At 63.9% G+C, this 16,218-nt stretch carries 14 protein-coding genes and 1 tRNA gene; 7 read left to right on the forward strand and 8 right to left on the reverse strand.

Features of this window, described 5'->3' with window-relative positions; all coding sequences use genetic code 11:
* Positions 1-48: 48 nt before the first annotated feature.
* A complete protein-coding gene (gene recF / locus ACOJSJ_RS15240; RefSeq protein ID WP_420145824.1) occupies positions 49-1,149 on the reverse strand; it encodes a DNA replication/repair protein RecF in 1,101 nt (366 codons plus the stop codon).
* 168 nt (positions 1,150-1,317) lie between these two features.
* Between recF and ACOJSJ_RS15245 the strand changes: the two genes are divergently transcribed.
* Positions 1,318-1,713, forward strand: a complete 396-nt coding sequence (locus ACOJSJ_RS15245) for a hypothetical protein (protein WP_420145825.1) — start codon at positions 1,318-1,320, stop codon at positions 1,711-1,713.
* A gap of 115 nt (positions 1,714-1,828) precedes the next feature.
* Here ACOJSJ_RS15245 and ACOJSJ_RS15250 read toward each other — a convergent pair whose 3' ends face one another.
* Entirely contained in the window at positions 1,829-2,353 is a 525-nt protein-coding gene (locus tag ACOJSJ_RS15250) for a hypothetical protein (RefSeq protein ID WP_420145826.1), read from the reverse strand.
* An 83-nt stretch (positions 2,354-2,436) separates the two neighbouring features.
* On the opposite strand from ACOJSJ_RS15250, the gene ACOJSJ_RS15255 reads away from it, so the two are divergent.
* Both ACOJSJ_RS15255 and ACOJSJ_RS15260 read left to right on the forward strand, forming a co-directional pair.
* Positions 2,437-2,847 carry a VOC family protein gene (locus ACOJSJ_RS15255; protein WP_420145827.1) on the forward strand — a complete coding sequence of 137 codons (411 nt, stop codon included), beginning with the start codon at positions 2,437-2,439 and terminating at the stop codon, positions 2,845-2,847.
* Entirely contained in the window at positions 2,844-3,377 is a 534-nt protein-coding gene (locus ACOJSJ_RS15260) for a peroxiredoxin (protein WP_420145828.1), read from the forward strand. The genes ACOJSJ_RS15255 and ACOJSJ_RS15260 overlap by 4 nt, the downstream gene beginning before the upstream one ends.
* Positions 3,378-3,383: 6 nt before the next feature.
* On the opposite strand, the gene ACOJSJ_RS15265 is transcribed toward ACOJSJ_RS15260, so the two are convergent.
* Both ACOJSJ_RS15265 and ACOJSJ_RS15270 read right to left on the reverse strand, forming a co-directional pair.
* Positions 3,384-4,298, reverse strand: a complete 915-nt coding sequence (locus tag ACOJSJ_RS15265; RefSeq protein ID WP_420145829.1) for a dienelactone hydrolase family protein — start codon at positions 4,296-4,298, stop codon at positions 3,384-3,386.
* A 32-nt stretch (positions 4,299-4,330) separates the two neighbouring features.
* Entirely contained in the window at positions 4,331-4,744 is a 414-nt protein-coding gene (locus ACOJSJ_RS15270) for a gamma-glutamylcyclotransferase family protein (protein WP_420145830.1), read from the reverse strand.
* 351 nt (positions 4,745-5,095) lie between these two features.
* Between ACOJSJ_RS15270 and ACOJSJ_RS15275 the strand changes: the two genes are divergently transcribed.
* Positions 5,096-5,281, forward strand: coding sequence for a PspC domain-containing protein (locus tag ACOJSJ_RS15275; RefSeq protein ID WP_420145831.1), 186 nt, complete (start codon positions 5,096-5,098; stop codon positions 5,279-5,281).
* 333 nt (positions 5,282-5,614) lie between these two features.
* Here ACOJSJ_RS15275 and ACOJSJ_RS15280 read toward each other — a convergent pair whose 3' ends face one another.
* Complete coding sequence (locus ACOJSJ_RS15280; RefSeq protein ID WP_420145832.1) at positions 5,615-6,355, reverse strand: DUF72 domain-containing protein; 741 nt, start codon at positions 6,353-6,355, stop codon at positions 5,615-5,617.
* 113 nt (positions 6,356-6,468) lie between these two features.
* Here ACOJSJ_RS15280 and ACOJSJ_RS15285 point away from each other — a divergent pair, with 113 nt between their 5' ends.
* Complete coding sequence (locus ACOJSJ_RS15285) at positions 6,469-6,711, forward strand: DUF2061 domain-containing protein (protein ID WP_420145833.1); 243 nt, start codon at positions 6,469-6,471, stop codon at positions 6,709-6,711.
* Between the two features lie 175 nt (positions 6,712-6,886).
* Here the strand turns inward: ACOJSJ_RS15285 and ACOJSJ_RS15290 are convergent, their stop codons facing one another.
* The 3 genes from ACOJSJ_RS15290 to ACOJSJ_RS15300 form a co-directional block, all read right to left on the reverse strand.
* On the reverse strand, positions 6,887-7,555 hold the full coding sequence (locus ACOJSJ_RS15290; RefSeq protein ID WP_420145834.1) for a peptidylprolyl isomerase: 669 nt from the start codon (positions 7,553-7,555) through the stop codon (positions 6,887-6,889).
* A 70-nt stretch (positions 7,556-7,625) separates the two neighbouring features.
* Entirely contained in the window at positions 7,626-11,837 is a 4,212-nt protein-coding gene (locus ACOJSJ_RS15295; protein WP_420145835.1) for a translocation/assembly module TamB domain-containing protein, read from the reverse strand.
* Positions 11,837-13,963, reverse strand: coding sequence for a BamA/TamA family outer membrane protein (locus ACOJSJ_RS15300; RefSeq protein ID WP_420145836.1), 2,127 nt, complete (start codon positions 13,961-13,963; stop codon positions 11,837-11,839). The genes ACOJSJ_RS15295 and ACOJSJ_RS15300 overlap by 1 nt, the downstream gene beginning before the upstream one ends.
* 139 nt (positions 13,964-14,102) lie before the next feature.
* Here ACOJSJ_RS15300 and recJ point away from each other — a divergent pair, with 139 nt between their 5' ends.
* Together recJ and ACOJSJ_RS15310 are read left to right on the forward strand one after the other, a co-directional pair.
* Positions 14,103-15,869, forward strand: a complete 1,767-nt coding sequence (gene recJ, locus ACOJSJ_RS15305) for a single-stranded-DNA-specific exonuclease RecJ (RefSeq protein ID WP_420145837.1) — start codon at positions 14,103-14,105, stop codon at positions 15,867-15,869.
* Positions 15,870-15,970: 101 nt separating this feature from the next.
* Positions 15,971-16,045: transfer RNA gene (locus ACOJSJ_RS15310), tRNA-Glu, on the forward strand.
* The last annotated feature ends 173 nt before the right edge of the window (positions 16,046-16,218 follow it).

Raw genomic sequence — 16,218 nt, forward strand, 5'->3', positions numbered from 1 at the left:
CGCGGACAAATCGACAAGCGCCGGGCGACGAGTCGTTTTGTCGATGCGTTATGTTGCGGAACGGAAAAGGTGGCCGCTCGTTACAGTCAGCCGGGTTGCATCGGGTAATTCACTGAAAAGACTGGATTCCGTACCGGTCATCCATACTTGCCCCCCGGTTTGCCGCAAACGATTGAACAATGCGGCCCGCCGCAGCGGGTCAAGATGCGCCGCCACTTCGTCGAGCAACAGGACGGGCGGTTGCCCCCGGTCGGCGGCAACCAGCGCGGCATGGGCGAGGAGGATGGAGAGCAGCAGCGCCTTTTGCTCGCCCGTCGAACACAAGGCGGCGGGCTGGCCCTTTGCAACATGGGTGACGGACAGGTCGTGCCGATGCGGACCGGCCAATGTGCGTCCCGCCGCCGCATCGCGTCGCCGCCCCCGCGCGAGCTGCTGCGTCAGCGGCTCGTCGCCATGCATGCTCTTGTCAGGCCTTGGCCCATCATGCCCCTGCCCATCGATCGCGATCAGCGGCCGGGCAAAGGGTTCGTCGGGCTGATCGGCGAGTATGACATTGAGACGCGCGACCAGATCGGCCCGCGCTGCCGCCAGCGGGGCCCCATGTTCGCCCATCTGCGCCTCCAGCGCCGACAGCCATGCCGGATCGGCGCGGCGCATATCCGCCAGCAGCCGGTTGCGCGCACGCATCGCCGCGTCATAGCGGGCGCTGTGCGCGGCATGGGCCGGATGCAGCGCCAGCGTCAGCCGATCGAGAAAGCGCCGACGCCCGCCGGGACTGTCGAGGAACAGCCGGTCCATCGCCGGGGTCAGCCAGACGATGGACAGATGGTCGGCCAGCGCATTGGCCGATGATGCGACCCCGCCGATCCGCACCTGACGCCGGTCGGGACTGGCGGCGGTGACGCCGGTGCCCAGCATGACCCCGTCGACCTCCGCCGCGATGCCGAAGCCACCTGTCCCGTCCTGCCGCGCCATGGCGCTGAGCGGTGCGCCGCGCAGCCCGCGTCCAGGGGCCAGCATCGACACCGCTTCCAATATATTGGTCTTGCCCGCGCCATTATCGCCCGTCAGCAGGATGAAGGCATGATCGGGCAGGATCAGCGCATCCGCATGATTGCGGAAATCGCTCAGGGTCAGACGGCCGATCATCGCGCGGCTGTAGCGGGGAGTTGAGGATGGGGGAAGCGGGGCATTTCCAAAGAACCGGAATGACCATCGACGGCAATCGGGGCGATGGTCAGACTTTAGTCTAATCAGAGCGTCAAGTCGCCAGATGGCGCAACAATAAATTAAGAGAGTCCGCGCAAATTATGTTTGATGTTTGATCTGGCGAACCTGACACCAAGCCACTCCATTTGCGAGGACGCACCGGTCGGTGCAATCCGCGTCGATGTCAGCGGCTTCATGGACATTCCCTCGCTGGAAAGCCATTTCCGCGAAATGCGCATGGTCGTTTCACGATGGCGATCGCAGCATCGCGCCATCCGCGTCCTCGTCCACGCTATCGACCTGATGCCCCATTCACCGGAAGGGCAGCGTTATGTCGACACCGCCAATGCATCCATTTACCAGCCAGGCGACAAGATCGCCGTTCTGGTGTCATCTTCGCTGCTCAAGATGCAGATGCGACGGATGTTCAATGCCAAGGAACTGATGGAATTCTTCATTTCCGAACGCGCCGCCCATTTATGGCTGAATGTAGCGGTTCATTAGATCGCGGCATATCGAGGGGCGTCATCCGTCCAGCATGACCCGGAAATGCGGCATTTCCCTTTTCTTTTCTGTATTTTCCCGGCCAGTGGACAATGCCGTCTGCCTCGAAAAGGCTCTAGCACCGCTTGCGTGTGACCGCCGTCCCGTCATTGGTGATGGTCAGCGACCGGCCGTCCGGCATCAGGCGCAGGGCGAGCGTCCGCGTCCAGCTTTCCCCTTCTCCGGTAAATTCGGCCTGCACGCTGGCACGACCATCCCGGTCGATCGTGACGCGCTTCACATCGCCGACGCTTTCGTGGAACAGCAGCTGGTCCGGCGCGACAGTCAGTTCCAGCGCGGCGCTCCGGTCGCCGCACCGTTCCGCCTCCCCTACCCAGCGCCCCTGCATCGCGGCCGGGACCAGTCCGTCGGCCGCAGCGGCAGGCGACGGCGCATCGACGGAGCCGTGCGTGTCGACAGGTGCGATCGCGTTGGATGGAGCGGCCACATCCCCCGCTTCGGGCGGGGACTGGTCAAGGATGTTGGTGACGACACCGGGCTGATCCGTGCTCTTTTCCGGTTTGCGGTCGCATCCGGCGATCAGCAGCAGGGGCAAGGACAGGATGGGCCAATAGGTGCGCATATGGGATGAACCGGCCACCCCGGCCAGCGGTTCCCCGCCCCTTTATGCCCCCAAGATCCGGTGATAGACGGGAACGGCAGTTTCAATGGGGAGTCGATGCCATGCCGGTGCTGGGAATGGGCGGCCTGTTCTTTCGCGCGCGTGATCCCGATGCGCTGGCCAGCTGGTATCGCACGCATCTCAATGTCGGGGGCGGATGCGTTGTCGATCCCGCCGACCAGCCCAATGCATCGATCTGGCAACCGCAGGGTGGCCCGATGGTCTTTGCCCCGTTCAGGGCGGACAGCGATTATTTTGCCGCCGACAAGGCGTTCATGCTGAATTTTCGGGTGTCGGACCTCGATTCCCTGCTGGACCACTTGCGCGCCGACGACATCGCGATCATCACCAAGCCGGAATGGGACGATCCCGTCCTCGGCCGCTTTGCCCGCATCCACGATCCGGAGGGCAATGCGATCGAATTATGGGAACAGCCCGAACATCGCCGCCCTATACAAGGACATGATCTATGAAGCGCCTGCCCGTCATCATCGCCGCCGCCGCCGCCCTGCTGGGATCTGGCGGCGCCGTGGCCTCGCTCGCCATCGGGACCAAGGCGCCCGATTTCACCACGCGCGGCGCGCTGGCCGGGAAGACCTTCACACTGACCCTGTCGCATCAACTGAAGCGCGGGCCGGTGGTGCTTTATTTCTTCCCCAAGGCCTTCACGCCCGGCTGTTCGGCCGAAGCGCGCGAATTTGCCGAGAATATCGACAAGTTCAAGGCGGCGGGCGCCACCGTCATCGGCATGTCGGCCGACCCTGTGGACGATCTGGTCGCTTTTTCGACCAAGGAATGCGCGGGCAAGTTCGCGGTGGCTTCCGCCGGGCCCAATATCGTTTCGGGCTATGACGTGGCGCTCAAGATGCGGCCGGGCATGACCGACCGGACATCCTATGTCATCGCGCCGTCGGGCCGCGTCGCCTTCGTCCACAGCGAAATGAACTATGCCGGTCATGTGAAGAGCACGCTGGCCGCGGTGGAGGCGATGAAGGGGAAATAAGCCCCCTCATCCCTTCACATATCTGCCGAACCAGCCAAGCGTCGCATCCCATGCGGCCTTGGCGGCGGCTTCGTTATAGCTGGGGCGATAATCGGCCATGAAGCCATGGTCCGCCCCGGCATGCACGGTGATGCTGTCGGGCGGGGACTTGCCTGCCTTGACAAGGGCGGCGCGCATCGCTTCGACATCGGTGACGGGAATGCCCTTGTCCCGCTCACCATATTGGCCCAGCACCGGGGCCTTGAGCCTGCCTACTTCCTCGATCGCGCTCAGTGTCTGCAACGGCGTCTTGTCCGTGACCAGTCGGCCGTAAAAGGCGACGCCGGCGTCCAGTTCGGCGCTGTGCGCGGCATAAAGCCACACGATCCGCCCGCCCCAGCAGAAACCGGTGACGCCGCGCCGTTTCGCGTCGCCGCCATGTTTTCCCGCCCAGGCATAGCTGGTGTCGATGTCGGCCAGCACCTGCGCGTCGGGCGCCTTCGACACGATCGTCCCGACCAGTTGCTTGAAATCGGCGACCTTCGTCGCGTCGCCATGGCGCGCGAACAGATCCGGCGCGATGGCATAATAGCCCGCTTTCGCAAAGCGGCGGCACATGTCGCGAATCCATTCATGCACGCCGAAAATTTCATGCACGACGACGATAACCGGCGCGGCCTTCTTCCCTGCGGGCCGCGCGACGAAGGCAGGCATGGCGAAGCCGTCGCTGGCGGGGATGGACACCTGTTCTTCGGTCAGGCCATCGCCCGGCGTCTGCACCGCGCTGCTGGCGACGGGGCGGCATGCGGCCGCGAAACCCGCGGCGAAAGCGCCACCGGCCAGCAGCTGCCGACGGCCAAGCCCGGTGGTGCCGATCCAGTTGCGATCCTCCGGCAGGCGCTGGGTTTCGGGCTGCTGATCATCGCTGCGGTCGGTCGTCATCGGGTCCTCCTGCTGTCGGTCGGGCCATCAAACTAGCGGCCGCCATCACCCGCGCAAGGGAGGAAGTCGCCATCGGCGATCAAGGGCAGTCCCGCCACATCATGATTATAGATATAGACCCATGCCCTTGCCGGTCCGGCGGCCGTAGGTACGATCACAGCCTCACGCCGATATTCCTGCGGATGGGGGTGATGGGCGGCGCATTCCTCATAATCGTCAAGCATCGCAAGCACCGCCGCTGCGTCCGCCAGCGCAAACAGGTCGCCATGCACCTGCCCCGTGGGACCGGGCACCAGCCCCGGATAATCCGCCACCCGGTACAGCCGACCCGCGATCATGGCCGGACCGACCAGCCGGGCAGAACGACTGAGCCAGAGTGCCATCGGGCCGCCAAATGCGGGGCGCAGCGTACCATAGACGAAAAGATGGAAGCAGTCGGACGACATGTCAGGAACATTTCCCCAATATGCGGGCATTTTCACCATTAGCATGCAAAAGGGGCGACCTGCATTTTTCGTCGTCAGGCCAAAAACCCCGCTTTTCCGCCGAAAATTCAAACTGGCACGGCATCTGCGATCCCTGTGGGCATCAAGGCTGAACGATCCCGACGGATCACAGGCCCGATCATAACATCAGGGAGTATCCGCCATGTCCATCGCCAGGTTCCAGAATGTCGCCTTTGCCCTCGTCGGCGCCTTCACCGTCGCCAGCCTGTTCATCGCCGCAGCCGTGCCGGTCACGCCGATCGCCTGATCGCGCGATTTTCCGTCTTCATCCATCATCGAAAGGCCAGTTTCATGACCAACAGCTTCACCCTCGACCGTCGCAACGGAAAGATCATGGGCGTGTGCGCGGGGATCGCCACCCGCACCGGCGTGGACGTCACGCTGATCCGCGTCGCCACCGTCCTGCTGACGCTCTGCGCGCTGGGACCGATCGGCGTCGTGGCCTATCTGCTGGCCGGGTGGCTGGCGGAGGGTTGATGACGGGCGGAAGGACGTTCCGCCATGATCGGCAATAAGGATAAAATAAAAGGCCGTCCCGCTTCAGAGCGGAGACGGCCTTTTCATATCCCGCATGGCGGGATTCGATGTCGCGTTCACCGCGACATCAGGCATATAGCACCGAATAGAAAGTCAGCATCTGGATACCGACCGCTGCGGCCAGCACAGCGCCCTGAAAAGCCTGTCGCATATTATGCTCCATCATTACGATAATTATCACCCATCGGGGCGAGGGCGGGCCATTACGCCCGTCATACTATTGTAACAATCGCAAAGCACGACATTCCGATTGCATCAAACGCAACAGAGACGTTACCGCAGCGCCGCCATCATCGCGAGCGCCGCCGCAGGATTGCGCGCCTTCGCCCCGCCGATGAAGAAACTGAAGACGTCACCCTGTTTTACGGCGCTGCTCGCCCGCGTCGCCCAGTCCGCGATCGCCGCCGCCCGATAGCCTGTCGGCTCATCTTCCTGCGTGCGCATCAGCCGCTGATAGGTGAAGCCCACATCATGCCCCATGATGGCGGGATAAGTTTCATGATCGGCAAAAACCACCGCTGCCCCGGCATCGCGCGCCATTGCAAGGAAAGCGGGATCGTCGAAACTGTCATGCCGCACTTCCACGGCATGGCGCAGCGGCACGCCATCGACACGGGCAGGCAGCATTTGCAGAAATGCACCAAAATCGTCGGGATCGAATGTCTTCGTCGCCATGAATTGCCACAGGATCGGGCCGAGCCGGTCACCCAGTTCGGCAATCCCCTGCCCGGTGAATTTGGCGATCGATTCGCCCGCTTCGGCCAATATACGGCGATTGGTGGCATAGCGTGACGCCTTGACCGCGAACTGAAAGCCGTCCGGCACCGCCTTTGCCCAGGATGCGAAGGTCGCGGGCTTCTGACTGCTATAATAGGTTGCGTTGATTTCGGTTGCGGTCAGATGCTGCCCCACATAGGCCAGCTCATCCTTCTGGCGCAGGCCCGCAGGATAGAAATTGCTGCGCCAATCGTCATAGACCCAGCCGCCGATGCCCACCCTGATCCGTCCGCTCATATCGCTTCTCCTGTGCAACCATGATGATCGCCGCAGCCGATTTCAGCCAGCGGAAAAAGTCATTAGCCGTTATTGCAAATCATTATTATCTTGATCGCAGGAAGGAGACGCCCATGCCGCTCGACCTTATCAAGACCGCTACCTATCTCAGCATCCACCTGACGGTCGGTTTTACCGTCGCCTATGTCATGACCGGTTCCGTCGCCTTGGCGGGCGGGATCGCGCTGATCGAACCCGTGATCAATGCCGTCGCATTCTTCTTTCATGAAAAAGCGTGGAAACACTATCTGGCGCGCCGGGCGGAAGCGGGGAGCGACAGGGCCAACCCGGCGCGGCATCAGGCGGGACTGGCGTAGGACTGTCTCCTTCGCTGTCCAATGGGCCGCCTGATGGGCACCCTCCTTAATCCGCGCCATCCGCCGGAACCGGCATGGGGCATGATCCGATCAGCCTCAATCGGATCATGCTGTGGATGTTTCGGCCGGCCGCATTGTGCGATCCGTCAACCGTTCCAGATGACTGCAAGATGGTCTAGCGGGCCGGTCGCCTGTTGATGCCGATCAGCCATGGCTTCACCCCGCGCGTCGGATGCGGTGTGCCGTCGAGGCGCCGGGCGCGCAGGATCGTGATCGGTTTGATGATCATCTGCCCACGCATCGGCCCGGACCCGCAGCATGTCGGCACGGACAGGATTTTCCGCACGACGTCCATTCCCGCCACGACATGGCCAAAGGCGGCATAGCCGATATAGTCGCCCCGCGCGTTCATGTTGGGAGTGGCGCCGATGGTGATGAAGAAATTGCCCATCGCCGAATCGGCCCGGTTGGGCCGCGCCATGGACAGGGTCGCGTCCAGATGCAGGATGCCGGTCCTGCTGGTCGGTTCATGCGGGATCGGCGGCAGCGACCGGCGCGCATCGGTGTCGATGCCGCCCTGTATCAGGCCATAATGCGGATCGCTCTTGCGCCGGGCCGCGCGGTAGAAGGTCACGCCGTCAAAGCGGCCATCGTCGACATAAGTCAGGAAATTGGCCGATGTGCGCGGCGCCCGCTTCTGATCCACCGACACGATGATGGTGCCGACGGACGTTTCGATAGACACGCGGGCATAGCCGGCCATGGGCCTGTTGGTAGGCAGGGCGAAGGCCGGCGTCGCGAACAGCGCGATCAGCAACAGCCATGGGCGAAAGAAACGAAACATCCCCCCAGCCCTAAAGCCCGTGCATAAGGTGCGCAACCGCGCGGGCGAGCGCAAGCCTTCGCCCTGCCCGTCAATAATCCTTCGAATAGCGCAGGTTGGCCGACGACCCGGCATTGGTGCCGGTGCGCGACAGCAGGCTGAGCGCTTTTGACAGGGCGATTTCCAGCTGGGTCGCGGTAAAGCCCTTCGAATCGGTGATGACCTCCACATAAATATTGTTGGAGATATGCTGGCCGACCGCCAGGCTGGTGCCGCGCCCGGTTGCATCATCCCCGCCGACGATGCCGATACGGTCGAGACCCGACGCCCCCTGCAACTTGCCCATTGGGTTGAGGCCGCCGCTACCGCCGCGAAGCCCGTTCAGCGCCGCGGCCAGCTGCACCGCCTGCACAGGTGACAGGTTGGCGACATTTTCCCCGAACAGGATGCGCGACAGGATTTCGTCCTGCGGCAATGTGGGCGTGGAAATGAAGGCGATGTCCGGCTGCTGCGCGGAACCCGATACCTGTATCCCCGCCGTCACCGTGTCGATCCGGGTCTGTGCGCGGATCGACAGCGTCGGGTTCATCATCGGCCCGTTGAAGGTGATGACGCCCTGTTCCAGATCGAACTGATGGCCGGAGAAGCTGTAGCGGCCCCGGATCGACTCGATCTTGCCCACGACGCGCGGATTGGCGGTCGTGCCGGTGACGCGCATGTTCGTCTTCCATTCGGAATCGAGGCCCATGCCGGTCACATAGATTTCATTGTCCGCCCGCACCCGGATGTCGAGTTTCCAGTCGGCGGGCTTTGCGGCGGCGGCCTTGCGCGCGGCGATCCGCTGATCGAGCGAATCCCCACCCTCGCCCTTGCGATGGACGCCGGTCAGCTGGCGGATTTCGGTGCCCCCCTGCCACGCGACGCGATAACGGGTTTCGGGCAGCGACAGGTCGCCTTTGATCAGGCCGCCATTGGCCGCGCTGTTGGTAATGTTGAGCGTGCCGCTGACGACACTGGTGATCGCTTCGCTGCGGGCTAGGCGCGCGCGGTTCAGTTTGACGGCGATGTCCATCGGGAAACCGCTGTCCGCCGCTAGCCCGACATTGCCCGATGCCTGCACCGTGCCATCCCCGGCCCGGCCGGAAAAGTCGCGGATTTCAAGGTGATCACTGGTGAATCGCCCGTCCAGCTTCATCTGGGTGACGCGGGTGCCGAACGTCTCATTTTCATAGGTCAGCGCATTGGCCCGCACTACGCCATTGAGGCGCGGATTGGTCAACTGCCCACTAAAATCCGCCGCGACGGCAAGCCCGCCGGTCAGCTGCTGATCCGCAAGGCCCGCGAAGGAGAAGAGCACATCGGCCGGCCCCGCGTAGCGGATGCCCCCGCCCAGCGGCGCATGCTGCAACTGTTCGACCCAGCCCGTCCCCGGTCCGGGCGGCGCCAGCGTGACGGTAAAGCGGCCCAGCGTATTGCTGCCCGCGCGGATCAGCCCGCGCAAGTCGCCACCGGCCGAGGACAGTTTTCCTTCCACATTCATCGACACCGGGTCCGACACGGCGGTCAGACTTGAACGGCGGAAATCATTGATGGCAAGGCGGGTGGTGGCCGTGGGGAAGGCATTGCCCTGCTGGCTATAGTCCAGCGTGCCCGTCATCCGTCCGCCCACGCCCATGCCGGGCGCCGCCATGTTGACGATGGCAAGATCGAAATCCTTGAACCGGGCCTGCGCGCTGATGGTGTCGCCAAAGCGCCCCGCCAGATCCACCTTGCCCTGCGGCAGCACCAGCGTTGCCGGTTCGAGACGATAACCGCCCTTTTCCTTGCGAATGATAGCAGGATTGGCGAGACGGAAATCGATATTGGCGGCCTTGCCCTGCAACGCCACGGCATAGAGGTCGGAACGCAACGCCGCATTGACGGCTACGGAAAATGGCACGCCGCTTGAACCGTCGGCGACCATCTGCGCCCGGCCGCGCCCGCCCTGATAATCCAGACGCGCCCGCGCCTTGCGCACGACATAGGTGCCATAGGCGGCATTGGCGATCTGCGCATCGGCCTTCAGCTGCGGCTGATCGGTGAGCAGCATGGAAGCGGTGACGACCGCCCGGCCGATGACGACATCTGCCTCTCCCGGCAATTTCGCATTATTGGCGGTGACGTTGACGTCGACGCTCTGCACCTTGCCCACGGCGGCCAGTTTGACCGCGCCGTTGATGCCCGATCCGTTCAGCGCCAGCTGCCCGGTGAAGGGGCCGGCGGCGGTCTGCTGGATGCGACCGTTCATGTCGACGCCGGCAAAGCGCGCTTTGGTCACGTCGATGGTCAGTGGCCCCTGCGCGGTGCGGATCAGGACATTGGCGAAGAAGGGACCATAGGGCGATTCCCCCGTCGCTTCGAGCCTGTAGCCCGCCGCCTCGCCATTCAGCCGGGCGACGACATCGGTCAGTTGCACGCCGACATTGGGGCGCGCCGCGCGCAGTACCGCCTGCGGCCGTTCCATCGTTCCGCGCACGGTCAGCGCCAGCGGGCCATATTGTTTCGAAGAGGCAGCCGCGTCGAAGGCGACCTGCCCGTTGGTGTCGTAACTGCCCGAACCGCTGAGAATCGTGAAATTGGGGGCCGCGCCCTTGAGGCCCGCCAGCGTGAACCTGCCCTCCGGCGTCATGCCGATGCGGCCAGACATGACGGCATTGCCGCCCAGAAAGTCGCGAACGGAGGCATTTTCCCAGCGCGCCGTGCGCACGCCGAAACGGCCGCCAAGTCCAAAGCCGCCTTTGGGTCCGGGGATCAGTTCGACATCGGTGTTGAGGTTGACGATGCCGACGCCATCGATCTTGTAATCGTTGACCCGCCCTTTCAGCGCGCCGCGATAGATGGCGTTGTCGATGTCGGCCAGCACGATGGCGGTGGCGTCGATCTTGTTGCTGTCAATCTTGAGGTTGTCGCTGATCAGCTTGCCCGCGGCATAGGCGAAGTCGCCCTTCACGCGCAGATTCTGAAGCAGACCGCCTGCCGCTACATTCAGGCCGGTCACGCGTGTCGCGGTGGCGTTGACGGGAATACGGATGCGGTCGGCGTCGATCACCGCCCGGCCACTGGCTTTCAGATTTTCGATGCCGGTCGCGTCGAAAGCGATGCTCTTGGCGCTGATGTCATAATCGATGAAGGGCGTCGCCATCGGCCCGTCAAGGGTGATGGAGGCGCGCACGTCATTGCCCTTCACCTTGTCCATGATCGCGCCCGGCGTCAGCAGCGCGGCGTTGATTTTCAGGGCGCTGAACTGGCTCTTGCCCAGATCGACCAGCCCCTGCGCATCGGCGGTCATCGCGGGGGAGCGCAACGTGCCCTTCAGGTTCACGCGCCGTTCGTTGAGGCCCGCGAACAGATCGACATCCAGTTGCGGCGCGGTCAGGCGATCGACCGGCCCGGCGAAGACCAGACCGGGGCGGACCGGGCCTTTTGCCGTAAAATTGCCGTCACGTGCGGCGAGCATGATGTTGGCCAGTTCACCCTTCGGCGATGTGGCGACGATCCGGCCGTCCCATGCCTGCCATGTGCCCTTGCCGTCCAGCGTCGCGGTCATGCCATCGGTGAGGCCCGACATGGCGGCGATCACGCCGCCCTTGGGCGCGGTGAGCGTGCCGCTCATGGCCAGACGATTCTGTTCGGGCACCGCGTCCAGCTTCGCCTGCAAACGGTCGCCGCTGTCGACCACGGCGTCAGCCGACAGGATGGCGCGCCCATCGGAGATATGGGTGACGCCGTCGATGGCGATTTCGCGCTTTTGCCCGATGACGGGCCTGGCCAGCACGAACGTGCCGATCTTCATCCGGTCGACGTCGATGTCGAGGTCCGGCAGGATCGGGGCGTTGGGATCGCTCTGCGTCACATTGAACTGTGGGCTGCGCGCCAGCACGACCAATGGGGTTTCCAGCAGGCTGACCGAAATATGATTGTTGATGTAGCGGAACGGCCGCCAGATCACATGCACTTTCGGGCTGACCGCGAACACGCCCTTGGGATCGCGCAGGATCAGGTCGTGGATCGTCATATCGCTGTAGATCGATCCCTCGATCGCGCCGACCTCGATCTGCATGCCCGATTCCATCTGGAGCGCGGCGATCTGCTTGATCAGAAATGCCTTGCCCGACTGGGTGTTGAGGCCCAGCAACAAAGCGCCGACGAGCAATATCAGGCCCACGACCAGACCAGCCGCGCCGATGGCGATCTTTTGCCACAGGGGATGCCGGTTTTTCACCACGACGGTTTCGGCGGCGGGGATCGTGTCGTCCTGCGCCATCAGAAGGCCTGCCCTATGCCGATATAGATGGCGAATTTGGATTCGCCCGGTTGCCGGTTGAGCGGCATGGCGATGTCGGCACGGAAGGGTCCGAAATTGGTGTAGAAACGGCCACCAAGGCCGACGCCATAACGCATGTCGGTAAATTTGGGCATCTGGCTTTCATAGACCTGACCCGCATCGACAAAGGCGACCACGCCATAATTGCCGAAGCGATAGCGGCTTTCGACCGCAAATTCATTGACGGACCGACCGCCGATCGGATCGTTATTGGCGTCCTTTGGCCCCAGTTCCTGATAGCCAAAGCCACGTACCGATCCCCCGCCGCCCGCATAGATGCGCCGCGATGGCGCGACATCGTTGCGGCTGACGCCATTGATGGTGCCAAGGCGGGTGCGCGCGGCGATGACCAGCGCATCGGACACCGGATAATAGCCCGTCAGATCGAAGGTCGAGCGCACATAGGGCGAGAAATTGCCCTGCAACGATCCTTCGGGCGACACGCGCAGATTGGCGCGGAACCCCTTTGTCGGATTGAGCAGATCGTTGGACCGGTCATAGCCGATCTGCACCGGCAGCGCGCCGATGAAATAGGTGCGGCGGGTCTTTTCCGCCGTCGTCGGATCGACCACCACCTGTTCGTTGGTCAGCAGGATTTCCCCGCCATAGCTGTAGGTCCAGCGTTTCTGGAAGATCGGCGTCGATTGCCGCGACCAGCCGACATTGAGACCCGCCGTATAGGCTTCATAGGCATCGTAATTCTGGTGGTTGAGCATGATGCCGGTCTGGAACGTCTTGTCCCGCTTGCCCGCATTGGCGCGGCGGAAGGTCGCCGACACACCCTGTTCCTGCGTCCCCGCGATCGCGCCCAGAATCAGTGCGCCTTCGGGCGGGAACATGTTGCGGTGGGTCCAGCTGCCCTCCGCCCGAAAGCCCTGCCCGGTGCCATAGCCGCCTTCGCCCGCGATGGTGCGCGGCGGCCCGGCCTCCTGCTCCACATGCAGATCCACATATTCGGTGCCGTCCGGCGCCGTTTCATTGGTGCGCACGGGGTCGACCGCGACGCTGGAAAACAGGCCCGTCGCCACCAGCGCCTTGCGCAGATCGTCCACCTGGCGGCTGTCATACAACTGGCCCGGCTTGTAGCTGCGGATCACCTCCATATGATCCGCGCCGAACGCCTGATGATCGCCGCTGGTCGTGATCTTGCGGAAGGTGCCGCGCGGGCCGGTTTCGACGGGCAGCGTATAGTCGCCCGTCACCGTCGCCGGATCGAGCAGAATATCGCGCTGCCCGACCTTGGCGAAGGGATAGCCATTTTCGGGGAGTTTGAGCGCCACATTCGCCTCCGCCCCCTCGACATTGGCGGCGACGATATAGTCGCCGGTCTTAAGTGGCAGGCTGTCGCGCACCAGCGTCGGCGGCACGGTGGGATCGGCGGTGATGACGATGGCGCCGATCCTGTACCGCTTGCCCGGCGTCACCGATATGACGGCCTTCAGCATGCCATCGCCCGCCTGATCCAGACTGGCGAGCGCGGTCGCATCATAATAGCCCTCGGAATAGAGCAGGCGGGTGGCGAGCTTTTCATCCTCTTGCGCGCGCGCCTGCACCATGGCAGCGGTTTCCGCCTTCCCATCGCCATCGATCAGCGCGGATGCTTCCCTGAACTGATCCTCCAGCCCGGTCTTCCCGAACCCTTCGATGCTGGTCGCATAGCGGACATCGGGCAGCTTTGCATTGGGGTCCGCATCATGGGCGACATTGGCCGGCACCGTCACGCTGTCCAGCGGCGGCAGGGGCTGCGCCAGTTCCTGTTCCTCGGCCGGATCGGTTGCCGGCGGCAGTTCGGCAGGCGCCGTGGATTGCTGCGGCATCTGCTGGTCGATCCAGCTGTCGATGGAAGGCAGCGGGGCGTTGGCGTCCGCGCCGTCGATCTTTGGCATGCGCGCGTCGAACTGATCATCGGGCAGGATCGGCTCTTCGCCGTCGCCCCCATCCTGTTGAGGCTGGGCGACTGAAGGTTGGGGTGGCGGGGCCTGCTGCGCCATCAGGGGCAAGGGAGAGGCCGTCATCAGCGCCACGGCCAATACACGCCGGACATAAATGGCCTGCCGTCTGCTCATGAAAATCGCGCTGCCCCTTTCGCGCCGCGCATTTCACAGGCCCGGCAAGTAAGCAATACGCCCAATGGGTTGCGACGGTTCCGTTTGCGACATGATTTCCGTGGTTTCCTGACGACTCCGGGGCCGCTAAAGCCGTTTCATGACATTTGCGCTGAATATCTCCCGCTCTCTGTCCGGCCAGCCATGGCGCTGGCGCGGGGGTGCTGCCGACGGTCGCGATCCGTGCTATCTGCCCGACGATCTGGTGACGCAATTGCTGCTGGCGCGCGGTTGCCCGCGCGACGCGGTGGAAGCGCATCGCAACCCCACCATCCGTCATTTCATGCCCGACCCCAGCCTGTTTCGCGACATGGACGCCGCAGCGGAGCGGCTGGCCGACGCCGTGCAGCGCGGTGAGGATGTGCGCATATTCGGCGATTATGACGTCGACGGCGCAACCAGCGCGGCGTTGCTGATCCGCCTGCTGCGCGATCTGGGGCTGGACGCCAGACCCTATATCCCCGACCGCCTGATGGAAGGATATGGCCCGTCGGGCGAGGCGCTGGTGCGGCTGGCGGGCGAAGGCGCGACCCTGATCGTCACCGTCGATTGCGGCGCGCAGGCGTTCGAGGCGCTGTCGATGGCCAAGGCGACCGGCGTCGATGTCGTGGTGGTCGATCATCATAAATGCGCGACCCAATTGCCGGAGGCCTTCGCCCTGGTGAACCCCAACCGGCTGGACGAACATCCCGACGCCGCCGTCCACGGGCATCTGGCCGCCGTCGGCGTCGCATTCCTGCTGGGCGCCCGCCTGATCAAGCTGCTGGACGGCCGGGGATGGTTCGCACGGCGGGAAAAACCCAACATCCTCGACCTGCTCGACATCGTGGCGCTGGGCACGGTGGCGGATGTGGCGCAGCTCAGGGGCCTCAACCGCGCTTTCGTGGCGCAGGGGCTGAAGGTGATGGCGAAGCGGCGCAATATCGGCTTGGCCGCGCTGATCGACGCCAGTCGCCTGACCCGTGCGCCGCTGTGCCATGATCTGGGCTTTGCGCTGGGGCCGCGGATCAATGCGGGCGGGCGCGTGGGGCAGGCGGATCTGGGCGTACGGCTGCTGACGACGCAGGACCCGGCCGAAGCGGCACGGATCGCGGCGGAACTGGACCAGTATAATGAAGAGCGCCGCGCCATCGAAGCCACAGTGCAGGAACAGGCCGAAGCCCTGCTGGCGGCGCAGGGCAATCGCGCCGTCGCCGTGATCGCGGGCGAAGGCTGGCATCCCGGCGTCATCGGCATCGTCGCGGGGCGGATCAAGGAAAAGGCCGGACGCCCGGCCATCGTCATCGCCATCGATGAAGCAGGCGTTGGCAAGGGGTCGGGTCGGTCCATTGCCGGCGTCGACCTGGGCGCTGCGGTGCTGGCGGCCAAGGATAGCGGCTTTCTCGTGGCGGGCGGCGGCCATGCCATGGCGGCGGGACTGACCGTGGCGGCGGACCGGATCGACGCGCTGGCCGATTATCTGGACGACCGCCTGTCGGCAGCCGTGGCGAAGGCGCGTGACGACCGGGCGCTGCTGATCGACGCGGTGCTGGCGCCGACTGGGGTGAACCCGGACTTCGTCGCTGCGATCGAACAGGGCGGCCCCTATGGCGCCGGCTGGCCTGCTCCGCTGATCGCCGCCGGGCCGATGCGCGTCATCAAGGCGGACGTGGTCGGCAACGGCCATCTGCGCGCCATCATGGGTGGAGACGATGGCCGGTCGATCAAGACCATCGCTTTTCGTCAGGCCGAAACCGATCTGGGACAGGCGATCCTGGGCGCGCCGCGCGACCGGCGGCTGTGGGTCGCGGGCAAGGCGAAGATCGACGATTGGGGGAGCCGCCCGGCGGTGGAACTGCATCTGGAGGATGCCGCCTGGGCCGACTGAAGAAGATTGTAATTTTATTGTCTTTTGGGGCTTGACCCTTTTCCCGGTCCCGCCTAATTGCGCCCTCGCTTCGCAGCGCTGCCACGGCGGCGACAACGAACGGCCCCTTCGTCTAGCGGTTAGGACGCGGCCCTTTCACGGCTGAAACACGGGTTCGATTCCCGTAGGGGTCACCATTTCTGCCTTTGACGGCGAAATTGTGCGGTAGACTTTCTGAAATCGATGATCTTTTGCCGATCGGCGGAATTGCACGATGCGCTGTGGATGTTGACGCATGCACATCGCAAGGCGACATCCTATTGCAATGTTTCGAATGGGCGCATTCGCACTTCATGCTCAAAAGCTGGCA

The sequence above is a fragment of the Sphingobium sp. genome (genome assembly GCF_048594625.1).
Taxonomy (GTDB): domain Bacteria; phylum Pseudomonadota; class Alphaproteobacteria; order Sphingomonadales; family Sphingomonadaceae; genus Sphingobium.